This is a genomic window from Micromonospora sp. NBC_00330 (assembly GCF_036136635.1).
Classification (GTDB): Bacteria; Actinomycetota; Actinomycetes; order Mycobacteriales; family Micromonosporaceae; genus Micromonospora; species Micromonospora salmantinae.
The window spans coordinates 5,588,039-5,607,182 of record NZ_CP108012.1; the positions used below are offsets into that span (position 1 = coordinate 5,588,039).

Sequence of the window (19,144 nt, forward strand, 5' to 3'; positions counted from 1 at the left end):
GGTCGTGGTCAGCCGGTCCGGCGGGCCAGCCAGCGGACACCCGGGAACCAGAGGGCTGCGTACGCCACAGTGAACGCCCCCGCCGCCAACGCGCCGGAGAGCAGCGGCGGCAACCCCGCGCCCAGCCCGGCGATCAGCAGCCCGGCGAACACCCCGACGGCAGCGGCGACCACCGCCGCCACCACCCGGGCCGCGCCGAACTCCCAGGCCCGGAAGTCGTCCCAGAACAGCCAGGCCGGCAGGATCACCGCCAGCCAACCGTTCGTGTGCCCGAAGTCGCCGGCGCCGATCGAGGCGAACGCCCAGTCGAACAGCACCAACGCGAGCACGCCGATGACCAGGCCGGCCAGGCACACCCCGAGCAGATCGCCCAGGGTACGGATGCGGCCCTCGGCGTCCCGGCGGGGAAAGCCGCTCTGCTGCTCAGGTCCTCGTTGCTCGGTCATCGACTGCGAGGGTACGTGGTGGCTCAGGCCCAGACCTGCTGCGGCTCGGCGCGCCGCTGCGCCAGCGACGGGGCCTTGTCGTACTCCCGGACCACGTTGTAGCGAGTGTCCCGCTCGACGGGCTGGAAGCCGGCGTCCCAGATCAGGTGCAGCAGGTCGTCCCGGTGCATCGTGTTCGGGGTGCCGTACGAGTCGGCGTCGTGGGTGATCTTGTATTCGACGACGGAGCCGTCCAGGTCGTCTACGCCGAAGTTCAACGAGAGCTGAGCCACCGACAGCCCGTGCATCACCCAGAAGTTCTTCAGGTGCGGCACGTTGTCGAAGAGCAGCCGGGAGACGGCGAACGTCTTCAGCGACTCGGCCGGCGAGGCCATCGTGGTGCGCGCCTGGATCCGGTTACGGATCTTGCCGTCCGCCGAGTCGACGAAGTCGTGCTGGTAGCGCAGCGGGATGAAGACCGCGAAGCCGCCGGTCTCGTCCTGCAACTCGCGCAGCCGCAGCACGTGGTCGACGCGGTGCCGGGGCTCCTCGATGTGCCCGTACAGCATCGTCGCCGGGGTCTTCATGCCCTTGCTGTGTGCCAGGGCGTGGATGCGCGACCAGTCTTCCCAGTGGCAGGCGTGGTCGACGATGTGCTGCCGGACCTCCCAGTCGAAGATCTCCGCGCCACCACCGGTCAGCGACTCCAGACCGGCGTCCATCAGCTCGTCGAGGATCTCGTCGGCGCTCAGGCCGCTGATCTTCTCGAACCACTGCACCTCGGTCGCCGTGAAGCACTTGAGCTTGACGTTCGGCAGCGCCGCCTTCAGCTCGCGCAGCACCTTCGGGTAGTAGCGCCAGGGCAGCGTGGGGTGCAGGCCGTTGACGATGTGCAACTCGGTGAGCTGCTCGTCCTCCATCTCCTTGGCCTTACGGACCGCCTCGTCGATGCGCATCGTGTACGCGTCCTTCTCGCCCGGCTTGCGCTGGAACGAGCAGTACGCACAGGACGCCGAACAGACGTTCGTCAGGTTGAGGTGCCGGTTGACGTTGAACATCACCCGGTCGCCGTTCAGCTCGGTGCGCTTGTGGTGCGCCAGCCGCCCCAGCCAGGTCAGGTCGTCGCTCTCGTAGAGGGCGACCCCGTCCTCCCGGGTCAGCCGCTCACCGGCGTACACCTTCGCTTCGAGCTCACGCTTGAGTCCGGCGTCCATGGCACGTCCCTTCCACCTGCGGTCCGGATCGAGCGTACGTCGCGGCGCCGACGGGCCCGGCGGCACGGTCGCCGGCAGCGACCCACTTCACCAGACTCTCAGCCTCCCGTAACCCGCCAACGCATCGACATGAGTGGCGCGGTGCGGTAGTAACAAGGTGGGGCGGAACACACACACTGGTACCGTCCCGGCGGTCGCGCCCACCGAGCGCGGCGACGAGCGGTTGGACGGGGAGCGGCATGATCTACAGCGGGCGCGGGCGACGGCAGCGACGACGGAGCCCGGTGATCTCGCCGGTCCTGCGTCCGAAGCTCTGGGCCGCCCTGCTCGGAGCGATCGCCGCGGCCGTGCTGGCCACCCCCGCGTACGCGGAGCCCGGCGTGCCGACCACAGTGCCGGACACCGGCTCGCGCCCGGCGGTCACCGGCTCGCTCCAGCTGCCCGGCGGCGCACCGGTCGCCGGCGTGCCCGCCCCTCCGGTGGTCAACATCGGCAACGGTCCGCTGGCCACCGCGATCTCCGCCGGTGAGGCCCAGGTCGGCGCGCTCGGCGAGGATCTGCTGTTGAAGCGGCAGAAACGCGTCGACGCTCAGGCGCAGCTCGACGCGGCCGGCAAGGCGCTGGCGACCGCGCAGGACGCCCTGCTCAGGGCCCAGCAGACGGCCGACACCGCCGCCGCCGAGGCCGTCAAGGCCGCCGCCGCGTTGCCGCCGGGCGACTTCGCCCAGGACATCCGTGGGCTCAGCCGCCTCCAGGCGATCACCCGTGGCGAGAAGGTCGACGGCGGCACCACCGGCGTGGCCGGGGAGCTGTCCCGGGCCCGCGCCGGCGAACAGGCCGCGTACCAGAAGCACAGCCAGGCCAAGGAGCTGCTCACCGCCGCCGAGGCGGAGTTCACCGCCGGTGAGACGGCGCTCCGCACCGCCGAGGCGAGCCTGCTCAAGCTGCGCCGGGACAACGCCGCCGCGCTGATCGAGATCGAACGTCAGCAGGAAGCCGCCGAGCAGCAGATCGGCGCCGGCTACGTCTCCAACCAGAGCATCAGCGGCATGGCCGCGCACCCCCGGGCACTGGCCGCGGTCCGGTACGCGCTCGCCCAGCTCGGCGACCCGTACAAGTGGTCCGAGGAGGGGCCGAACCAGTTCGACTGCTCCGGCCTGATGTGGGCGGCGTACCGGTCCCCCGGCGCCGACTACTTCGACCTGCCCCGGGTCTCCCGCGACCAGTACGCCGCCACCCGGGGCCGCACCGTTCCGCAGAGCGCGCTGCTCCCCGGCGACCTGCTCTTCTTCGCCTCGGGCAGCAGCTGGACGACGATCCACCACGTCGGCATGTACATCGGCAACGGCAAGATGGTGCAGGCGCCCACCACCGGCGACGTCGTCAAGATCTCGGTCGTCCGCTGGTCCCGGCTGTACGCCGCCACCCGGGTGATCGGCGCGGTGCCGGCACCGGTCGTGACCAACCCGACCCCGCCCGTCGCGACCCCGAAGCCGACGCCCACCCCGTCGCCCACGAAGACCACCAAGCCGACGCCGACCCCGTCGCCCACGAAGACCACCAAGCCGACGCCCACGCCGACGCCGACGCTGACGACCACCCCGACGCCCACCCCGACGGTCAGCACCACGCCGAAGCCGTCGAACACCCCGAGCAACACTCCGACGACACTGCCCTCGGCACCGACCAACGCGCCGACCAGCGCGTCTCCGACGACCACGCCGAAGGCGAGCACGAGCGCGACGGGCAGTGGCAGCGCGACGGGCAGCCCCAGCGCCACGGGCTGATCCGCCACGACCGGCTCCGGCTGTCCGCTCGGGAAGATCTGTGGCACCGTGACAACCAGGCACATCCGACTCGACGTCACGGGTCCGGGTGCGAGCATGGCGCGGAGGGCGGAAATGGCCGAGCAGAGAGATCCGGCGGAGACTGTCGACCCCGTGGTCGACCAGGCCGGCCCACCAGGGCCGGGCACCGCCGACCCGGTGGCCGCCAGCGACGCCAGCCCGGCTGCCACCAGCTCGACAGTCAGTGACACCAGCTCGGCGGACGCCGGCTCCGCTGACGGCGACGCCGCCCCGGCTGTCAGCGGCACGGTCGGCAGTGGCCCGGTCGGCAGTGGCCCGGTCGGCAGTGGCACGGCAGCGGCCGTCGAGGACGCCTCGACCGACGCCGACGACGACGCATCCGCTGGCAGCGAGCGCCAGAGCCCGGCCGCCGCACCGGTACGCGCACGTGCCAGCGTCGTGACCGCCGGTGCTCTCCGCAGTGACCTTCCGGCCAGCGCTCCGGTCACCGCGACCACCTACCGTGCGAGCGGCTCGGCCAGCCCCGCCGACGTGTCGTTGCCGGGCCAGCGAAGCGACTCCTCCGCGCCGGCCCGGGCCAGCGCCACGGTTCCGAGCAGCAGCCGGGGCACTGCCAGCGCCCTGGGCACCCCGGACCGCCGCGAGAGCGCGCCCGCCGTCTATCGAGCCTCGCCGGTGGGTGCCGAGCCGGCCCAGCCTCCGACGCCGTCGACCCCGGAGCCGGAGCCGGACCCCACGCCACCTGGCCCCGGGCCGACCCAGCCGTCGCCACCGGAACCGGAGCCCGCGCCGGCCCCGGGTCCGTACCCGCCCGGTCCGGTGCCGACGCCGGGTCCTCGACCCACGCCGCCGCCCGGTCCGGTCCCGCCCGTTCCGGGCCCGCCCACCCCGCCGCCCTCGCCGGTGCCGCCCATCCCCGGCCCGCCGACGCCGCCCGTTCCGAGCCCGCCGCTGCCGCCACCCGGTCCGCCGATGCCGGCGCCACCGGCCCCGCCCGGCCCGATGCCGGCACCGCCGTTTCCGCCGCCGCCGGCGATGGCCGACACGCCCGGCGTACGGGCCAGCGCTTCGGTCTCCGCACCACCGGCCGGGTGGTCGTCCCCCGGTGGGGCGACCCGCCCGACGTCCGGTGCCGGATGGGCCGGGCCGGCTGCCTCCGCGCCGCCGGTGGTGCCCGCACCAGCCCTGCCGAGCTGGCCACCGTCCACCGCCGGGGCCCCTTCGCCGACCGGGAACAGCGCCGGAAACTCCCGCGTGACCGCGCCGCCGAGCGGCCCACCGGCTGGTTCCGCCGCACGGGACGCCGCCGGCGCCCGTGGTGGGCGGCACGACAGTCGCACCGACCTGGCCGGCACCGTCTACGGCAACGGCGAGGGTGCCGGCTTCACCACTGTCGCGATACCCGCCAACGCTGTGGAGACCTCCGGCTCGCTGACCGGGCACATCCTGGCCCAGGGCTGGTCCGACACGCCGGCCGAGCGGTCCAGTAACGCCCGGGTGATGATCGTCCTGGCCGCCGCTCTGGGGCTGCTGGTGGCGATCAGTGTCATGGTCGTTCTGCTGGCTGGTGACGCCCTGGACGGTCTGGTGGGCAGCGTGCTCAACGGGTGAGCCAGCGAGCGCCAGCGATGGTGAGTCCGCCCACTACGGTCGGTCAACCGGCTGGCGGCTTCGCCAGACCGCCGTACACTGGCTGAGATCACTGACCCGGCGCGCGTGGTGTGCGCCCCTGGGCGATCTTGCGGGCGATCCGGCGGTACAGCCGCGGCAGGCCATCGCGAAGATGCGCCCCGCTCGAAAGGTTTTTGTTGACCACCTCTGCTGACCCCAGCACCGTTACGTCCGTTTTCAACTCAGTCCCGGCGGCCGATGCCACCCGGGAGCAGCTCGACGTCCCGCTGAGCGAGGCCGGCACCGCGCCGGTGGCGACCGCGCAGGCCGAGCCGACCGAGACCACCGAGCCGATGAGCTTCGCCGCTCTCGGCCTGCCCGAGCCGCTGGTCCGCGCGCTGGCTCAGCAGGGCATCACCAGCCCGTTCGAGATCCAGCGGGCCACCGTCCCGGACGCGCTCGCCGGCCGCGACGTGCTGGGCCGCGGGCAGACCGGTTCGGGCAAGACGCTCGCCTTCGGTCTGCCGATGATCGCCCGGCTGGCCACCCGCAACCGGGCCCGGCCGATGCGTCCGCGCGCCTTGGTCCTGGTGCCCACCCGCGAGCTGGCCATGCAGGTCAACGACGCCCTGGTGCCGCTGGGCAAGTCCGTCGGCATCTTCCTCAAGACCGCCGTCGGTGGCGTCCCGTACGACCGTCAGATCGACGCGCTGCGCCGCGGCGTGGAGATCATCGTGGCCACCCCGGGCCGGCTCGGCGACCTCATCGAGCGGGGCATCTGCCAGCTCGACGACGTCGAGGTCACGGTGCTCGACGAGGCTGACCAGATGGCCGACATGGGCTTCCTGCCCGAGGTGACCGATCTGCTGGCGAAGACGCCCGCGAACGGTCAGCGGCTGCTCTTCTCGGCCACCCTGGACGGTGACGTCGACGCGTTGGTCAAGCGGTTCATGACCGACCCGGTCACCCACTCCACGGCGCCGTCCACCGCCTCGGTGTCCACCATGGACCACCACATGCTGTTGATCCCGCCGCACGAGAAGTTCCCGGTGGCGGCCTCGATCGCCGCCCGGGACGGCCGGACCATGGTCTTCGCCCGTACCCAGCTCGGGGTGGACCGGCTGGTCGAGCAGCTCGCGGCCGTCGGCGTACGCGCCGGCGGGCTGCACGGCGGCAAGACCCAGCGGATGCGCACCAAGACGCTCGCCGAGTTCCGTGAGGGCCGGATGAACGTGCTGGTCGCCACGGACGTGGCGGCGCGAGGCATCCACGTCGACGGTGTCACCCTGGTGCTGCACGTCGACCCGCCGAAGGACCCCAAGGACTACCTGCACCGCGCGGGGCGTACCGCCCGGGCCGGCGAGTCGGGCGCGGTCGCCACGCTGGTGCTGCCCAAGCAGCGCCGTACCACCCTGGCGATGATGGAGAAGGCCGGCGTCGCGCCGGCCGAGACCCGGGTCCGGGTCGGGGACGCGGCGTTGGCCGAGCTGGTCGGCGCCCGCGAGCCCAGTGGCGTCCCGATCCGCCTCGAGCCGGAGCCCCGGGGCTACGGCGACCGCTCCGGCGGGCCGCGCCGGTTCGACGACCGTTCCGGCGGCCCGCGTCGGTTCGGTGACCGCACCGGAGGCGAGCGCCGCTACGGCGACCGTCCGCAGGGTGACCGGCGCTTCGGCGACCGGCCCACCGGCGAGCGCCGCTTCGGCGACCGTCCGCAGGGCGACCGGAGCTACGGTGACCGGCCCACCGGCGAGCGCCGCTTCGGCGACCGTCCGCAGGGTGACCGGAGCTACGGTGACCGTCCGCAGGGTGACCGCCCACAGGGCGACCGGGGCTACGGTGACCGTCCGCAGGGCGAGCGGCGCTACGGCGACCGGCCCACCGGCGAGCGCCGCTTCGGCGACCGCCCGCAGGGCGACCGGAGCTACAGCGACCGCCCGCAGGGCGAGCGGCGCTTCGGGGGCGACCGGCAGCACAGCGACCGGCCGCAGGGCGACCGGAGCTACGGCGACCGGCCGCAGGGCGAGCGTCGGTTCGGCGACCGGCCGCAGTTCGGCGACCGGGACGGTCGGGGCGACCGACCGACCGGCGAGCGGCGCTTCGGCGACCGGCCGCAGGGCGAGCGGCGCTTCGGCGACCGCGACGCTCGCGGTGGGTTCCGCCCGGAGAGCCGGGTCCGGGACGACCGGCCCCGCGACGACCGGCCCCGCGAGGACCGCCCGCGTGACGATCGGCGTGGTTTCGGCGGACGACCGGCAGCGCGTACCCACTGATTGATCCACCGAACGCCGTCGTGAAGCCCAGGCTTCGCGGCGGCGTTCGCGCATGCCCTGCCGATACCGAGCAGGTCGCGTAACGTCCGGCTCATGCCGACCATGCCGAAGTCAATCTTCTGGTCCCGGACGGACACCGCCGGCAGCGAGCAGGTTCTGCTCGACGACGGCCACGGGTTGGCGGCCCGGGGCACCCTGCTCGCCGTGGACCCGATCCCGTGGACCGCCCGCTACCAACTGACCACCACGCCGGACTGGGCCACCACCCGGGTCGAGGTCGAGGCCGAGGGTCTCGGCTGGCTGCGCCGAGTGAAGCTGGAACGGGCCGCGGGCCGCTGGCGGGTGACCACCGCCGAACAGGGCGACCTGGACGCGGCCCTGGTCGCGGCCGGTCACCGCCGGGCCGGTCTGCCGGGTACTGACGACCCGGACCGGCTGGCCGACGCGCTCGACGTCGACCTGAGCGGTTCGCCGCTGTTCAACACTCTGCCCGTCCACCGGCTTCGGATGGCGGCCGAGCCGGCCGACGTGGCGCACCGGATCACCGTTGCCTGGGTTCTGCTGCCCGGCCTGGAGGTGGTGCCGGCCGAGCAGATCTACACCGGGCTCGGGCCGGGTCGGGTGCGCTTCGCCAGCGGCACCTTCACTGCCGACATCGATCTGGACGACAGCGGCTACGTGGTGCGCTACCCCGGGCTGGCCGAGCGGATCGACCCGCGCTGATCAGCGCCCCGGCGGGCCAGGCCCGGCCGATCGGGCTCAGGCGGGCCAGGCCCCGCTGGCCAGGAAGCTGTCGATGGTGGCCAGGTGCGGGGTCAGGTCGAGGCCTTGGGCGGCCACCCAGTCGTCGGCGTAGTACGTGTCCGCGTACCTGTCGCCCGGGTCGCAGATCAGGGTGACCACCGAGCCGGTCCGACGCTCGGCGAGCATCGCGGCGATCAGGCCGAACGCGCCCCACAGGTTGGTGCCGGTGGAGCCGCCCACCCGGCGGCCGAGCAGCGCCGATCCGGCGCGCATGGCGGCCAGGGAAGCCGCGTCCGGCACCTGGACCATCCGGTCCACCACCGAGGGCAGGAACGACGCCTCCACGGTGGGCCGGCCGATCCCCTCGATGCGGGAGCCCTTCCCGGTGCGTACCGACCAGTCGGCGGCCAACCAGGCCGGGTAGAACGCCGAGTTCTCCGGGTCGACGACGCAGAGCTTGGTGGCGAGCCGGCGGTATCGGGCGTAGCGGCCGATGGTCGCGCTGGTGCCACCGGTGCCGGCGCCCACCACGACCCAGGCGGGGATCGGGTGCCGCTCCAGCTCCAACTGCGCGTAGATCGACTCGGCGATGTTGTTGTTGCCCCGCCAGTCGGTCGCCCGCTCGGCGTAGGTGAACTGGTCCATGAAGTGCCCGCCGGAGTCCTCGGCGAGCCACCGGGCCTCGACCACCACGCTCGCCGGGTCGTCCACCAGGTGGCACCGACCGCCCTGGAACTCGATCTGCGTAATCTTCTCGGGCGAGGTGGAGGCGGGCATCACCGCGATGAACGGCAGGCCCAGCATCCGGGCGAAGTACGCCTCGGAGACCGCGGTGGAACCCGACGACGCCTCGACGATCGTGGTGCGCGGCCCGATCCAGCCGTTGCAGAGCCCGTAGAGGAACAGTGAACGGGCCAGCCGGTGCTTCAGCGAGCCGGTGGGGTGTGACGACTCGTCCTTGAGGTAGAGGTCGATCCCCCATTCCCGGGGCAGCGGGAACGGCAGCAGGTGGGTGTCGGCGGACCGGTTCGCGTCTGCCTCGACGGCGGCGATCGCCTCGGTCACCCAGGTTCGGCTGGATTCGTCGCACCGGTCGAGATGAGTCACGCTCGGAAACCTAGCAAGCGGGCCAGCGGTGGTCAGCGCGGGTCCGGCGGCGTTGACCTGCGGCGTTGGCGGCGCTGACCGGCGCGACCGGCGGCCCGGACGATCGGGGTGAGCGCGACGGCCAGCCTGGGCAGTGCGTCCAACAGGCGTACCTGCGCTCCCCGCCAGCGGGGCAGGCTGACCACCGGACGTGGCCGGCGGGCCAGCCGGACCGCCCGGGCCGCCACCTGCTGCGCGGTCAGCATCGATCCGGTGAACGAGGCCACCGCCCCCGGGTCGTCCAGCCGGTCGTGCAGCATCGGGGTCCAGATGCCGTCCGGGCAGAGGCAGGAGACGTGCACCCGCCGGTGCCCGGCCATCCGCAGGTCGGACAGGGTGCCGAGGCTGAACGCCAGCAGGGCGTGCTTGCTGGCCGCGTACACCGTTTCGCCGGGCGCGGCGACCAGCCCGGCCAACGAGACGACGTTGAGCACGTGGCCGTGGCCCTGCCCGCGCATCACCGTCAGCGCGGCGAGGGTGCCGTTCATGGCGCCGTGGGTGTTCACGTCGAGCACCCGACGGCGGGTCGCGGCGTCGTGCTCCCACGACGCCCCGGTGACCAGGATGCCGGCGTTGTTTACCCAGAGGGCGAGGTCGCCCCGACCTGCCGCGTTCGCGGCGATGGCGGCGCAGGCATCCTCGTCCCGGACGTCCAGGGCGGCCGACCAGCCGCCGAGCGGCGCAGCGGCGCTCTGCACCGCCACCGGGTCGAGGTCGGTGAGCAGCACCGACCAACCGTCGGTGTGCAGCGCGGTGGCGATGGCGCGGCCCAGGCCGCCGGCAGCGCCGGTCACCACGGCCACGGGACGCGCCGGCGGGGTCATCGGCGCACGCTACCGCCGGCCGCCCGGGCGACACCAGGGGTACGCGGCGGTCAGGCCGCGGGCGGGCCGACCGGCTGGGGGCGGTTCTCCCACTTGGTGGAGAGCGCGATGGCGGTACGGGTGGAGGCCACCCCCGGCGTCCGGTTCAACCGCACGATCAACTGCTCCAGCTCGGCGATCGTGCCGACCCGCGCCTTGAGCAGGAACGACTCCACGCCCGCCATGAAGTAGCAGGACTCGATCTCGGGCAGCACCCGCAGCGACTCGAGCATGTCGTCGCTGTCGGCACCGGAGTCCTCGACGATGCCGATCAGCGCTGTGACACCCAGTCCGATCGACTCCGGGGCCACGTCCGCGCGGTAACCCCGGACCACGCCGCTGCTCTCCAGCTTGCCGACCCGCTCGTGCACGGCCGGGGCCGAGAGGCCCACCTGTCGGGCCAACTCGGCGTACGACAGGCGGGCGTTGCCGCGCAGCAGGTCGACGAGGCTCAGGTCGATGGCATCCACAGAGAGTGACCTTAACCGCTGACGCGTAACGTGCGGCCTTCGGCACCCGTTGGACTGAGCGGTGAGTCACTGTTCATAAACCGCCGGTCAGGGCCGAGGTAGCACCAGTAACATTACTAACTCCCCACTCAGTGCATTTTTCGCGTTTGGGCGGACAGGCCATGTCCCTGGTGCTGTAATTGCCATACGTCCCTCATGACGGCTCTGGGCTACGCACCAGCCGGGGGCAGTGTGTTCAGCCGGGGGCTTCGTCGACGCGAGGAGGGGGCTGTGGACACTGGAGATCGCCTGCTGACACCGGGTGAGGTCGCCGCGCTGTTTCGGGTAGACCCGAAAACTGTGACGAGATGGGCGGCGGCCGGCCGGATAGGAAGCATCCGGACTCCAGGCGGGCATCGCCGGTTTCGGGAATCCGAGGTGCGAGCCCTGCTTGAGGGGGAGGGCATGCTGGACGAGGTGGATGAGGTCGGTAAGCCACGCAATGTGGGGCCGGCGGCATCCACGGGGCCGGGTCCGGCCAACGCCGGCATGTACTGAACTGGTGCGGACAACGCCACGCGGACCGGACACCAGTCCGGTCCGCGTCCCGCTTCGGCCAACCGCCGGGCGGCAACACCGCTCGTGCTGAGCAGCACAATTGTGCCCAGCGCGAGCGGACGGCTCAGCACGAGCGGACGGCTCAGCTTCGGGCTGCGCCGAGCTGGCCGGACCACCGCCGGAACAGGGTGTGCGGGACGCCGAGCGCGTCCAGCACCTTGCCGGCCACGAAGTCGACAAGCTGCTGCGCGCTGGCCGCCGCCCCGGCGCCGTAAAAGCCGGGGCTGGCCGGCAGCACCACGGCGCCCGCGTCGTGCAGGGCGATGAGGTGCTCCAGATGGCTGCGGGTCACCGGTGTCTCCCGGGGGACCAGCACCACGGGACGGCGTTCCTTGAGGTTGACCTCAGCGGCGCGCTGCAACAGGTCCTTGGAGAGCCCGATCGCGATGCCCGCGCAGGCGGCCGTGCTGGCCGGGACCACCGCCATCCCGCGTACCCGGTAGGAGCCGCTGCTCGGCCCGGCGGCCAGGTCGCCGGCCGGCCAGTGCCGCACATCCGCCGTGGTCAGGTCCCGATCCAGCCAGGCGGCGAGGTCCTCGGCCCAGTGCCCGTCACGGAAGGGTCGGCCGGTCTCGTCGAGCACTGTGAGTCGTGCCGCCCGGGACACGATCAGGTCCACCGGCTCGCCCGCGTCGAGCAGTCCGCCGATGACGGCAGCCGCGTACGGCGTACCGGAGGCACCGGAGACCCCGACCACCCATGGTTCCCGCATGACCCCAAGCCTGCCTGGTCCGGCTGGTCCGCTGGTGGGCACCCCCGGGTTGGTCGGGTCCGACATGTCGGACGGGGTACCCGCGCATCCCACCGACCTGACATGCTGCCGCTGGCGATTCGCACCGGAACCATCTCGAAGAGGAGGCATCGGTGACGACCGGCGAGATCCTCCGGGCGCTGCGTGCCGAATGTCCGATCCCACCCCGGCTTCCACCACCACACGCCGACCGTGTGCAGGACTGGCTGCTCGGTCTCCTGCCCGAGCTTGGCCTTCCACTGGACGACGCCGCACTGCACCGGCTGTCCCGGGGCGCCTTCGCCCGGTACGCCGCGCGGCTCTACCCGGGGGCGACCGAAACCGACCTGCGGGTGCTGGCCGCGCTGTTCACCTGGTTCTTCCTTGTCGACGACGCCTGCGACGGGCCGAGTCGGTTGACGCCCGAGCAGATCCGGGCGCTGCGCAACGGCACCCTGGCGCTGTTGCACGACGGCACGCGGCTGCGGCAGCCCGGGCTGACCGGCCCGCTGCGGCGACTGCTGGTGCTGGCCTGGCGGGAGCCGCGCCGCCGGATGCCGGCACGGTGGCGGCAGCGCTTCGCCGACGCGGTGGCCCGCCACCTCGACGGCACCTGGCAGGAGGCCGTCACCAAGGAGGCCGGCCGCCGTCCGAGCGTGGACGAGTACGTCGAGCTACGTCGGTCGACCTCGGCGGCGGAGGTGTCGTACCCGCTGGTGGAGTTCGTCAGCGGCCGGCCACTGCCCGACCCGGTCTACCACCACCCGCTGCTGCGTCAGATCGCGCGCACCGGCAACGACCTGCTCTCCTGGTACAACGACCTGGCCTCGCTGGAACGGGACCGGGTGACCGCCGGCGGGCACAACCTGGTCCTCGCCATCGAGGCCGAACTGGGCGTTCCCGAGGCGGAGGCGGCCGAACGGGCTGCCGAGCACTGGCGGGAGGCGATGCGGCGCTTCGTCGCGTTGCGAGCCGCGGTGCCGTCGTTCGGCCCGTCGTTGGACGAGGCGGTCGCCGACCATCTCGACGGGATCGCGAACGCCGTGCGCGGGACCGTCGACTGGACCTTCGAGAGCGCCCGCTACCCGGTCAGCACCAGCCCACCAGCCTCAGGGCCGTAGGCCGAGCCAGACCACCCAGCCTCAGGGCCGTAGGCCGAGCCGGACCACCAGGTCGAGCAGGGCGAAGAGGAACAGCGCGATGCCGACGAACCCGTTCGCGGTGAAGAACGCCCGGTTGACCTTGCTGAGGTCGGTCGGGGTGACCACCAGGTGCTGGTAGGCGAACGCCACAGCGGTCAGCGCCAGCCCGATCCACCAGAGCCAGCCGAGACCGATCAGCGCACCGAACCAGACGAACAGCGCGAAGGTCACCACGTGCGCGACAGAGGAGGCGTGCAGCGCGAAGCGCCGGCCGTACCGGGCGGGCACGCTGTGCACGCCGATCTCCCGGTCGATCTCGGAGTCCTGGCAGGCGTAGATCAGGTCGAAGCCGCCGATCCACAGCCCCACTGCCGCGCCGAGCAGCCAGGCCGGCCCGGAGCCGTCCAGGGTGCCGGTGACCGCCAGCCAGGCGCCGACGGGGCCGACCGCCTGGGCGATCCCGAGGATGGCGTGCGGCCAGTTGGTGAACCGCTTGGCGTAGGGGTAGACGACCAGCGGCACCACTGCGAGCGGCGCGAGCACCAGGCAGAGCGGGTTGAGCAGGGCGGCGGCGACGAGGAAGACCACTAGTGCGACGGCCGCGCCGGTCCAGGCCGTCCGCACGCTCACCGCTCCGGTGACCAGTTCCCGACCGGCGGTACGCGGGTTCCGGGCGTCGATCTTGCGGTCGAGGATCCGGTTGGCGGCCATCGCGAACGTCCGCGCCCCGACCATCGCCACGGTGATCAGCAGCAGGTCGAGCCACCGTACCCGCCCGCCGGAACCCTGCATCGCGGCCAGCGCGGAGAGGAACGCGAACGGCAGCGCGAAGACGGAATGCTCGACGGCGACGAGCTTCAGGAAGGACTTGGTCCGGCCCGGCTTCGCCGTCGGTGCGTCGATGACGGCCATCAGATGCCGTACTCCTTCCAGCGCTTGTCGACCAGGGCGGCGACTTCCGGGCTCATGGTCATTTCCTCCGGCCAACCGCGGGTGTAGCCCTCGGTGGGCAGCTTGCGGGTCGCGTCGACGCCGGCCTTGCCGCCCCAGAACTGCTGGTACGACGAGTGGTCGAGGTGGTCCACCGGGCCCTCGGTGAGCAGCAGGTCGCGGGCGTAGTCGACGTTGCCGAACGCCCGGAAGGCGACCTCGTTGTAGTCGTGCACGTCGCAGTCCTCGTCGACGATCACGATCAGCTTGGTCAGCGACATCAGGTGCGCGCCCCAGATCGCGTTCATCACCTTCTGCGCGTGCTTCGGGTAGCGCTTGCGGATCGAGACGATCGCGCAGTTGTGGAAGACGCCGGCGGCCGGCAGGTCGTAGTCGACGATGTCCGGGATCATCAGCTTGAGCAGCGGCTGGAAGATCCGCTCGGTGGCCTTGCCGAGGCCGTGGTCCTCCTGCGGCGGCTTCGAGGTGACGATCGAGTGGTAGACCGGCTTGCGCTGCATGGTCATCGCCTCGATGTGCAGCACGGGGAACGGCTCGACCGGCGTGTAGAAGCCGGTGTGGTCGCCGAACGGCCCCTCGGGCAGCCGCTCACCCGGCTCCAGGTAGCCCTCCAGCACGATCTGCGCGTGCGCCGGCACCTGCAACGGCACTGTGAGGCAGTCGACCATCTCCACCCGCTCGCCGCGCAGGAACCCGGCGAACAGGTACTCGTCGATGTCGCTGGGCAGCGGGGCGCTGGCCGCGTACGAGACGACCGGGTCGCAGCCGATCGCGATCGCGACCGGCAGGCGCTGCCCGAGCCGCTCGGCGACCGCGTGGTGCGCCGTCGAGTCCTTGTGGATCTGCCAGTGCATGCCCAGGGTGTTGCGGCCGTGCTGCTGGAGTCGGTACAGGCCGAGGTTGCGCTTGCCGGTCTCCGGGTGCTTGGTGTGGGTCAGCCCGTAGTTGTGGAAGATCCCGCCGTCGTCGGGCCAGACCTGCAACCCCGGCAGCCGGTTGAGGTCGACGTCCTCACCCCGGTAGACGACCTCCTGGCAGGGGGCGGTCTTCACCTTGCGCGGCGGCAGCGACTTGAGCTGCATGACCTTGCCGAGGCCCTCCCGGATGCCCGACCAGCCGACCGGCAGCTCCGGCTTGATCATCGCGCCGATCCGGGCACCGATCTCGTCCAGCGAGTCGACGCCGAGGGCCATCGCCATCCGCTTCTCGGTGCCGAACAGGTTGATCGCCACCGGCATCTCGCCCCGGGTCGGACGCTCGAAGAGCAGCGCCGGGCCGCCGGCCCGCACCGTGCGGGTGACCACCTCGCTGATCTCCAGGGTCGGATCGACCGGGACGTCGATCCGGCGCAACTCCCCCGCGCGCTCCAGCGCCGCGATGAAGTCCTTGAGATCGGTGTACGGGAAGCCACGAGCCGCCATGTCGCCCAGTCTCCCGCACAGGCTCCCGCACGGCCCAGGCCGGGTGCTGTGACGCCCGCCGCCCGCCGCCGCAGCGGTGGCGGCGGCGGGCGCGGGCGGCTGGTCGAGATCGACTCGGCTTTCAGGAAACCGCGGTGTCCCAGGCCGCCGGACACCGCGACTTCAAGGAAGGCGAGTCGATCAACGCGCACCTCAGGGGCATGGTGGGCGGTTGAGCGGGTAGCCGGGCAGGCGGCAGAGGTCGGGACGGCGGACGGGGGCGGCGATGGGCGGGGAGCGGGTTCCGGCGGGGTTCACCGAGCAACGGGCTCGGGTCGGGCAGATCGCCATGAACTACGTCCGTGGCGGGGCCGGCCCGCCGCTGGTGCTGCTGCACGGGTACCCGCAGTGCTGGTACATGTGGCGGCACCTGCTGCCCGAGTTGGGGCGCTCCTTCGACGTGGTAGCGCCCGACCTGCGCGGCTTCGGCGGCAGCGACGCCCCGGACGGGGGGTACGACAAGAAGACCGTCGCCGCCGACCTGCACGGACTACTCGACCAGCTCGGCCTGGTCGGTGACCTTCGGCTGGTCGGGCACGACCTGGGGACCATGGTGGCGTACGCGTACGCCGCCGCCCATCCGCAGCGGGTGAGTCGGCTGGTGCTCACCGAGGCGCCGATCCCCGACGAGAGCATCTACACGTTCCCCGCGCTCACCTCGGCCGGGCCCGGGGTGTGGAACTTCGGCTACTTCTCCCTCGGCAACGGGCTCCCGGAGGCGCTGGTCAAGGGGCGGGAGTCGCTCTGGGTGGACAAGTTCACCGACGCGCTGATGGTGCGAAAGGGCAGCATCGCCGCGCCCGACATCGAGGAGTTCGCCAGCCACCTGCGCGACCCCGCGCACCTGCGGGCCAGCTTCGCCTACTTCCGGGCGTTCGAGCAGGACGTCGCCGACAACGCGGCGTACCGGGGCACCAAGCTGACCATGCCGGTGCTGGCCGTCGGCTCGGCGGCCAGCCTCGGCGGGCAGGTCGCCGAGCAGGTCCGCCGGTACGCCGACACGGTGCGCGGCGAGGTGATCGAGGACTGCGGGCACTGGCTGTACGAGGAGCGCCCGGACGAGATGCTCGCCCTGCTGCGCGACTTCCTTCAGTCGGCCTGAGCAGGGGTCGCTGGTGTCCTCGGTCAGGCGGCGGGCGTCCAGGCGTGAGCGGCCAGTGGCGGGTCGAGCGGTGCCCGGGTGAGCCGGTTGGCGAAGGTGGACATCGTGTACGCGCCGACGCCGAGCACCACGTCCAGCGCGTGCCGGGGCTGGTAGCCGGCGGCCAGGAAGTCGTCCAGCTCGTCGTCGGGCACTGCGCCCCGGTGGTCGAGCACGGCCAGCGTGAAGCGGCGCAGAGCCTCCAGGCGCGGGTCGGGCAGCACCGTGCCGGCACGCAGCGCGGTGATCAGCTCGGGGGTCGCGCCGAGTCGGGTGAGCTTGCCGGTGTGCAGGGCGACGCAGAAATGGCATTCGTGACTGGTGGAGACCGTCAGGATGACCACCTCCTGGTCCAGCGGGGCGAGGTCGGTCTGCTCGAAGCCCGTGCTGGCGGTGAGGAAGCCGGTGAGCAACTGCGGCGAATCGGCCATCAGCGCCACCGGGGTGGGCAGCCAGCCGAACCGGCCGCGTACTCCCTCGATGGACCGACGGGCGGCGGCGGGTGCGGTCTCGGCGGTGTGGGCGGTGAAGACGGACATGGTTACCTGCTTTCCAGAGCCTGGAGCGGAGGACGGTACGATAGTCAACGTGGTTGACGAAATAGTAAACGTGGTTGTCGAATATGGCAACCGCTGATCCCGCGCGCCCCGGCTTCGCGCTGCCACTGTTGCTGCTGGCCGGCTTCCGGACGCTGATCGACGACCTGCACGCCGAGCTGGCCCGGGAGGGGCATCCTGAGCTGCGACCGCTGCACGGGTTCGTGCTCCAGGCCGTTGGCGCGGACGGCACCACCGCCACCGAACTGGGCCAGCGGCTGGGCATCTCCAAGCAGGCCGCCGGCAAGACCGTCGACCGGTTGGTGGCCGTCGGCTACCTGGAGAGGGCCGACGACCCCACCGATGCCCGACGCAGGCTGGTCCGGGTGACCCCGCGCGGTGCCGACGGGCTACGCCGCTCGGCCGAGATCTTCGACCGACTGCGAGCACAGTGGACCGAGACGCTCGGCCCGGAACGGGTCGCCGCAATGGAAGACGACCTCGGCACGATGGCCTCGGCCAACTGGTTCCGACTCGACGTGCCCGGCTGGTTCGGCGGCTGACCCCAGAGCCGCTCTCCGGCCTGGTGGTGACCAGGATCGGCTCGGCGCGCGTCGTTGCTGCGCGGGCATGATCCGGTGGCGAGTCATGGACCGGATCGACGCCATGTCGCCGAGGTGGCGGTTGCCGGGCGACCCGTGCCGGATGCGGTACAACCTTGCGGTTGCCCGGTTCAGCGCGCGGTCAGTGGGTGCGGGCCAGCTCGACGAAGGCCCGCCACGCGGCCGGGGTGAAGGTCAGCAGGTCGCCGTCGCGGTCCTTGGAATCGCGGACGTGCACCCGGCCCGGCAGGTTGTCGGCGACCTCGACGCACGCGCCACTGTTGTTGCCGCTCCGGGTGGACTTGTGCCAGCGGGCTCCGGTCAGATCCATGGCTTCACGATCTCCTCGAGCAGGTCGATCGACTGCTGCCGGGGCAGCGCGTCACTGCGCAGACTCTCCCACCTTCCGAGCAGGGTCGCCACCTCGAAGATGTCGTCCACTGCGGTGCCGCCGGTCTGGTTGTCGAGGAAGCCGAGCCAACTGCCGTCGGCGGTGCGGCCGAGGATGAACGGCCCGAAGAGGCCGGCGTGCAGGCCCACGCCCTGCGGCAGCACGTGCACCCTTATGTGCGGGCGGCGGGCGCACGCCACCAGGTGCCGCAGTTGCTCGGCCAGCACCCCGGCGCAGCTTTCCGCGAAGCGCTGCAACGCAGCTTCGTCGATGACGGCGGTGAGCTGCGGCGGGTGCTCCCGGTCGAGGATCGTCTGCCGCTCCAGCCGCGCCGCCACCAACTCCTCCACCCGGTCGGCGGTGAGCCCCAGGTCGAGCCGGAACACCGCCCGCGCGTAGTCGGCGGTCTGCAACAGCCCGGGAATCATCGTCGCCTCGAAGCAGCGCAGTTGGGTGGCGACCCGTTCGACCTCCAGCCAGGGGCGGAACCAGACCGGCTCGCCGTCGCGCCGGCCCAGCTCGCGCAGCGAGACCAGCAGGCCGCCGGTGTCGAGCACCTCGTCGGCCCGGATCAGGTACGCCTCGTTGGGCGCCGTCTGGCCCAGCTCGACGGCCGACACCATGGACGGTGAGTAGTGCGCCCGTTTGCCGTACTCCTCCTGGGTCAGCCCGGCCGCGAGCCGGGACCGCCGGAGCTGTTCCCGGATCAGCGCTGCCGTGGACACCACTGTGGTCACTGCACCCCACCTTCCGCCGCGATTGTCGGGTCAGGCGACCCGTCCGCCGCACGGTAGCGAGCGCCTGACGCTGTGTCATGCCGTGACGCGCATATCGCGGTAACGCGAGCCGCGACCCGGCCTGACCCTCCGGCTCGACAGCCGCCACCACAAGATCCACTCGGGTTCCAGGACGTCGCGGCGTCCGGGGCCGCACGACACCCCGACTTCCTGAAAGCCGAGTCGATCAACGGCCGAAATCGTGATCGAAAACTGTCACAGGTGATCTCTAAGATCATGGATGCCGGTCGGGTCGGGGTGCTGCGA

General features: G+C 72.1%; 19 protein-coding genes. 8 read left to right on the forward strand and 11 right to left on the reverse strand.

All coding sequences use genetic code 11. From position 1 onward, the window contains the following. Positions 1 to 8: 8 nt before the first annotated feature. Entirely contained in the window at positions 9 to 446 is a 438-nt protein-coding gene (locus OG598_RS25360) for a hypothetical protein (protein ID WP_091395682.1), read from the reverse strand. Between the two features lie 23 nt (positions 447 to 469). Then, on the reverse strand, positions 470 to 1,639 hold the full coding sequence (mqnE, locus tag OG598_RS25365) for an aminofutalosine synthase MqnE (protein ID WP_210785266.1): 1,170 nt from the start codon (positions 1,637 to 1,639) through the stop codon (positions 470 to 472). 239 nt (positions 1,640 to 1,878) lie between these two features. Between mqnE and OG598_RS25370 the strand changes: the two genes are divergently transcribed. The 4 genes from OG598_RS25370 to OG598_RS25385 all read left to right on the forward strand — a co-directional run bounded on the left by OG598_RS25370 (position 1,879) and on the right by OG598_RS25385 (position 8,051). Next, positions 1,879 to 3,426, forward strand: a complete 1,548-nt coding sequence (locus tag OG598_RS25370) for an NlpC/P60 family protein (protein ID WP_328651384.1) — start codon at positions 1,879 to 1,881, stop codon at positions 3,424 to 3,426. Between the two features lie 114 nt (positions 3,427 to 3,540). Further along, complete coding sequence (locus tag OG598_RS25375; RefSeq protein WP_328651385.1) at positions 3,541 to 5,058, forward strand: hypothetical protein; 1,518 nt, start codon at positions 3,541 to 3,543, stop codon at positions 5,056 to 5,058. A gap of 197 nt (positions 5,059 to 5,255) precedes the next feature. Further along, positions 5,256 to 7,328, forward strand: a complete 2,073-nt coding sequence (locus tag OG598_RS25380; RefSeq protein WP_442931372.1) for a DEAD/DEAH box helicase — start codon at positions 5,256 to 5,258, stop codon at positions 7,326 to 7,328. 102 nt (positions 7,329 to 7,430) lie between these two features. Next, positions 7,431 to 8,051 carry a putative glycolipid-binding domain-containing protein gene (locus tag OG598_RS25385; RefSeq protein ID WP_372471488.1) on the forward strand — a complete coding sequence of 207 codons (621 nt, stop codon included), beginning with the start codon at positions 7,431 to 7,433 and terminating at the stop codon, positions 8,049 to 8,051. Positions 8,052 to 8,087: 36 nt separating this feature from the next. Here OG598_RS25385 and OG598_RS25390 read toward each other — a convergent pair whose 3' ends face one another. The 3 genes from OG598_RS25390 to OG598_RS25400 are packed head-to-tail and all read right to left on the reverse strand — an operon-like array spanning position 8,088 to position 10,551. Beyond that, the gene (locus OG598_RS25390) at positions 8,088 to 9,179 is read right to left on the reverse strand and encodes a PLP-dependent cysteine synthase family protein (RefSeq protein WP_328651386.1); all 1,092 of its coding nucleotides are present in this window, start codon (positions 9,177 to 9,179) and stop codon (positions 8,088 to 8,090) included. A gap of 32 nt (positions 9,180 to 9,211) precedes the next feature. Next, positions 9,212 to 10,042, reverse strand: a complete 831-nt coding sequence (locus OG598_RS25395; protein WP_328651387.1) for an SDR family NAD(P)-dependent oxidoreductase — start codon at positions 10,040 to 10,042, stop codon at positions 9,212 to 9,214. Positions 10,043 to 10,092: 50 nt separating this feature from the next. Beyond that, positions 10,093 to 10,551: an Lrp/AsnC family transcriptional regulator gene (locus tag OG598_RS25400; RefSeq protein ID WP_091395696.1), complete on the reverse strand. Its 459-nt coding sequence runs from the start codon at positions 10,549 to 10,551 to the stop codon at positions 10,093 to 10,095. 270 nt (positions 10,552 to 10,821) lie between these two features. On the opposite strand from OG598_RS25400, the gene OG598_RS25405 reads away from it, so the two are divergent. Continuing rightward, a complete protein-coding gene (locus tag OG598_RS25405) occupies positions 10,822 to 11,088 on the forward strand; it encodes a BldC family transcriptional regulator (protein ID WP_007454516.1) in 267 nt (88 codons plus the stop codon). Between the two features lie 142 nt (positions 11,089 to 11,230). On the opposite strand, the gene OG598_RS25410 is transcribed toward OG598_RS25405, so the two are convergent. Continuing rightward, a complete protein-coding gene (locus OG598_RS25410) occupies positions 11,231 to 11,860 on the reverse strand; it encodes a UbiX family flavin prenyltransferase (protein ID WP_091395700.1) in 630 nt (209 codons plus the stop codon). Between the two features lie 152 nt (positions 11,861 to 12,012). On the opposite strand from OG598_RS25410, the gene OG598_RS25415 reads away from it, so the two are divergent. Further along, entirely contained in the window at positions 12,013 to 12,999 is a 987-nt protein-coding gene (locus OG598_RS25415; protein ID WP_328651388.1) for a terpene synthase family protein, read from the forward strand. Positions 13,000 to 13,020: 21 nt separating this feature from the next. On the opposite strand, the gene mqnP is transcribed toward OG598_RS25415, so the two are convergent. Continuing rightward, entirely contained in the window at positions 13,021 to 13,932 is a 912-nt protein-coding gene (gene mqnP / locus OG598_RS25420; protein ID WP_328651389.1) for a menaquinone biosynthesis prenyltransferase MqnP, read from the reverse strand. Then, the gene (locus tag OG598_RS25425) at positions 13,932 to 15,392 is read right to left on the reverse strand and encodes a menaquinone biosynthesis decarboxylase (RefSeq protein ID WP_328651390.1); all 1,461 of its coding nucleotides are present in this window, start codon (positions 15,390 to 15,392) and stop codon (positions 13,932 to 13,934) included. The genes mqnP and OG598_RS25425 overlap by 1 nt, the downstream gene beginning before the upstream one ends. A 265-nt stretch (positions 15,393 to 15,657) precedes the next feature. Here OG598_RS25425 and OG598_RS25430 point away from each other — a divergent pair, with 265 nt between their 5' ends. Then, the gene (locus tag OG598_RS25430; protein WP_328651391.1) at positions 15,658 to 16,533 is read left to right on the forward strand and encodes an alpha/beta fold hydrolase; all 876 of its coding nucleotides are present in this window, start codon (positions 15,658 to 15,660) and stop codon (positions 16,531 to 16,533) included. Positions 16,534 to 16,556: 23 nt separating this feature from the next. Here OG598_RS25430 and OG598_RS25435 read toward each other — a convergent pair whose 3' ends face one another. Then, complete coding sequence (locus tag OG598_RS25435; RefSeq protein ID WP_328651392.1) at positions 16,557 to 17,111, reverse strand: carboxymuconolactone decarboxylase family protein; 555 nt, start codon at positions 17,109 to 17,111, stop codon at positions 16,557 to 16,559. An 83-nt stretch (positions 17,112 to 17,194) separates the two neighbouring features. Between OG598_RS25435 and OG598_RS25440 the strand changes: the two genes are divergently transcribed. Further along, entirely contained in the window at positions 17,195 to 17,671 is a 477-nt protein-coding gene (locus OG598_RS25440) for a MarR family winged helix-turn-helix transcriptional regulator (RefSeq protein ID WP_328651393.1), read from the forward strand. A 181-nt stretch (positions 17,672 to 17,852) separates the two neighbouring features. Here OG598_RS25440 and OG598_RS25445 read toward each other — a convergent pair whose 3' ends face one another. Both OG598_RS25445 and OG598_RS25450 read right to left on the reverse strand, forming a co-directional pair. After that, positions 17,853 to 18,041, reverse strand: coding sequence for a DUF397 domain-containing protein (locus OG598_RS25445; protein WP_328651394.1), 189 nt, complete (start codon positions 18,039 to 18,041; stop codon positions 17,853 to 17,855). Continuing rightward, positions 18,032 to 18,838, reverse strand: coding sequence for a helix-turn-helix domain-containing protein (locus tag OG598_RS25450; protein WP_328651395.1), 807 nt, complete (start codon positions 18,836 to 18,838; stop codon positions 18,032 to 18,034). The genes OG598_RS25445 and OG598_RS25450 overlap by 10 nt, the downstream gene beginning before the upstream one ends. Positions 18,839 to 19,144: the final 306 nt, after the last annotated feature.

Excerpts from the sequence above, each read along its gene's own strand:
- OG598_RS25360 (WP_091395682.1), bottom strand. The coding sequence starts at position 446 with ATGACCGAGCAACGAGGACCTGAGCAGCAGAGCGGCTTTCCCCGCCGG.
- mqnE (WP_210785266.1), bottom strand. The coding sequence starts at position 1,639 with ATGGACGCCGGACTCAAGCGTGAGCTCGAAGCGAAGGTGTACGCCGGT.
- OG598_RS25370 (WP_328651384.1), top strand. The coding sequence starts at position 1,879 with ATGATCTACAGCGGGCGCGGGCGACGGCAGCGACGACGGAGCCCGGTG.
- OG598_RS25375 (WP_328651385.1), top strand. The coding sequence starts at position 3,541 with ATGGCCGAGCAGAGAGATCCGGCGGAGACTGTCGACCCCGTGGTCGAC.
- OG598_RS25385 (WP_372471488.1), top strand. The coding sequence starts at position 7,431 with ATGCCGAAGTCAATCTTCTGGTCCCGGACGGACACCGCCGGCAGCGAG.
- OG598_RS25395 (WP_328651387.1), bottom strand. The coding sequence starts at position 10,042 with ATGACCCCGCCGGCGCGTCCCGTGGCCGTGGTGACCGGCGCTGCCGGC.
- OG598_RS25410 (WP_091395700.1), bottom strand. The coding sequence starts at position 11,860 with ATGCGGGAACCATGGGTGGTCGGGGTCTCCGGTGCCTCCGGTACGCCG.
- mqnP (WP_328651389.1), bottom strand. The coding sequence starts at position 13,932 with ATGGCCGTCATCGACGCACCGACGGCGAAGCCGGGCCGGACCAAGTCC.
- OG598_RS25425 (WP_328651390.1), bottom strand. The coding sequence starts at position 15,392 with ATGGCGGCTCGTGGCTTCCCGTACACCGATCTCAAGGACTTCATCGCG.
- OG598_RS25430 (WP_328651391.1), top strand. The coding sequence starts at position 15,658 with ATGGGCGGGGAGCGGGTTCCGGCGGGGTTCACCGAGCAACGGGCTCGG.
- OG598_RS25435 (WP_328651392.1), bottom strand. The coding sequence starts at position 17,111 with ATGTCCGTCTTCACCGCCCACACCGCCGAGACCGCACCCGCCGCCGCC.
- OG598_RS25440 (WP_328651393.1), top strand. The coding sequence starts at position 17,195 with ATGGCAACCGCTGATCCCGCGCGCCCCGGCTTCGCGCTGCCACTGTTG.
- OG598_RS25445 (WP_328651394.1), bottom strand. The coding sequence starts at position 18,041 with ATGGATCTGACCGGAGCCCGCTGGCACAAGTCCACCCGGAGCGGCAAC.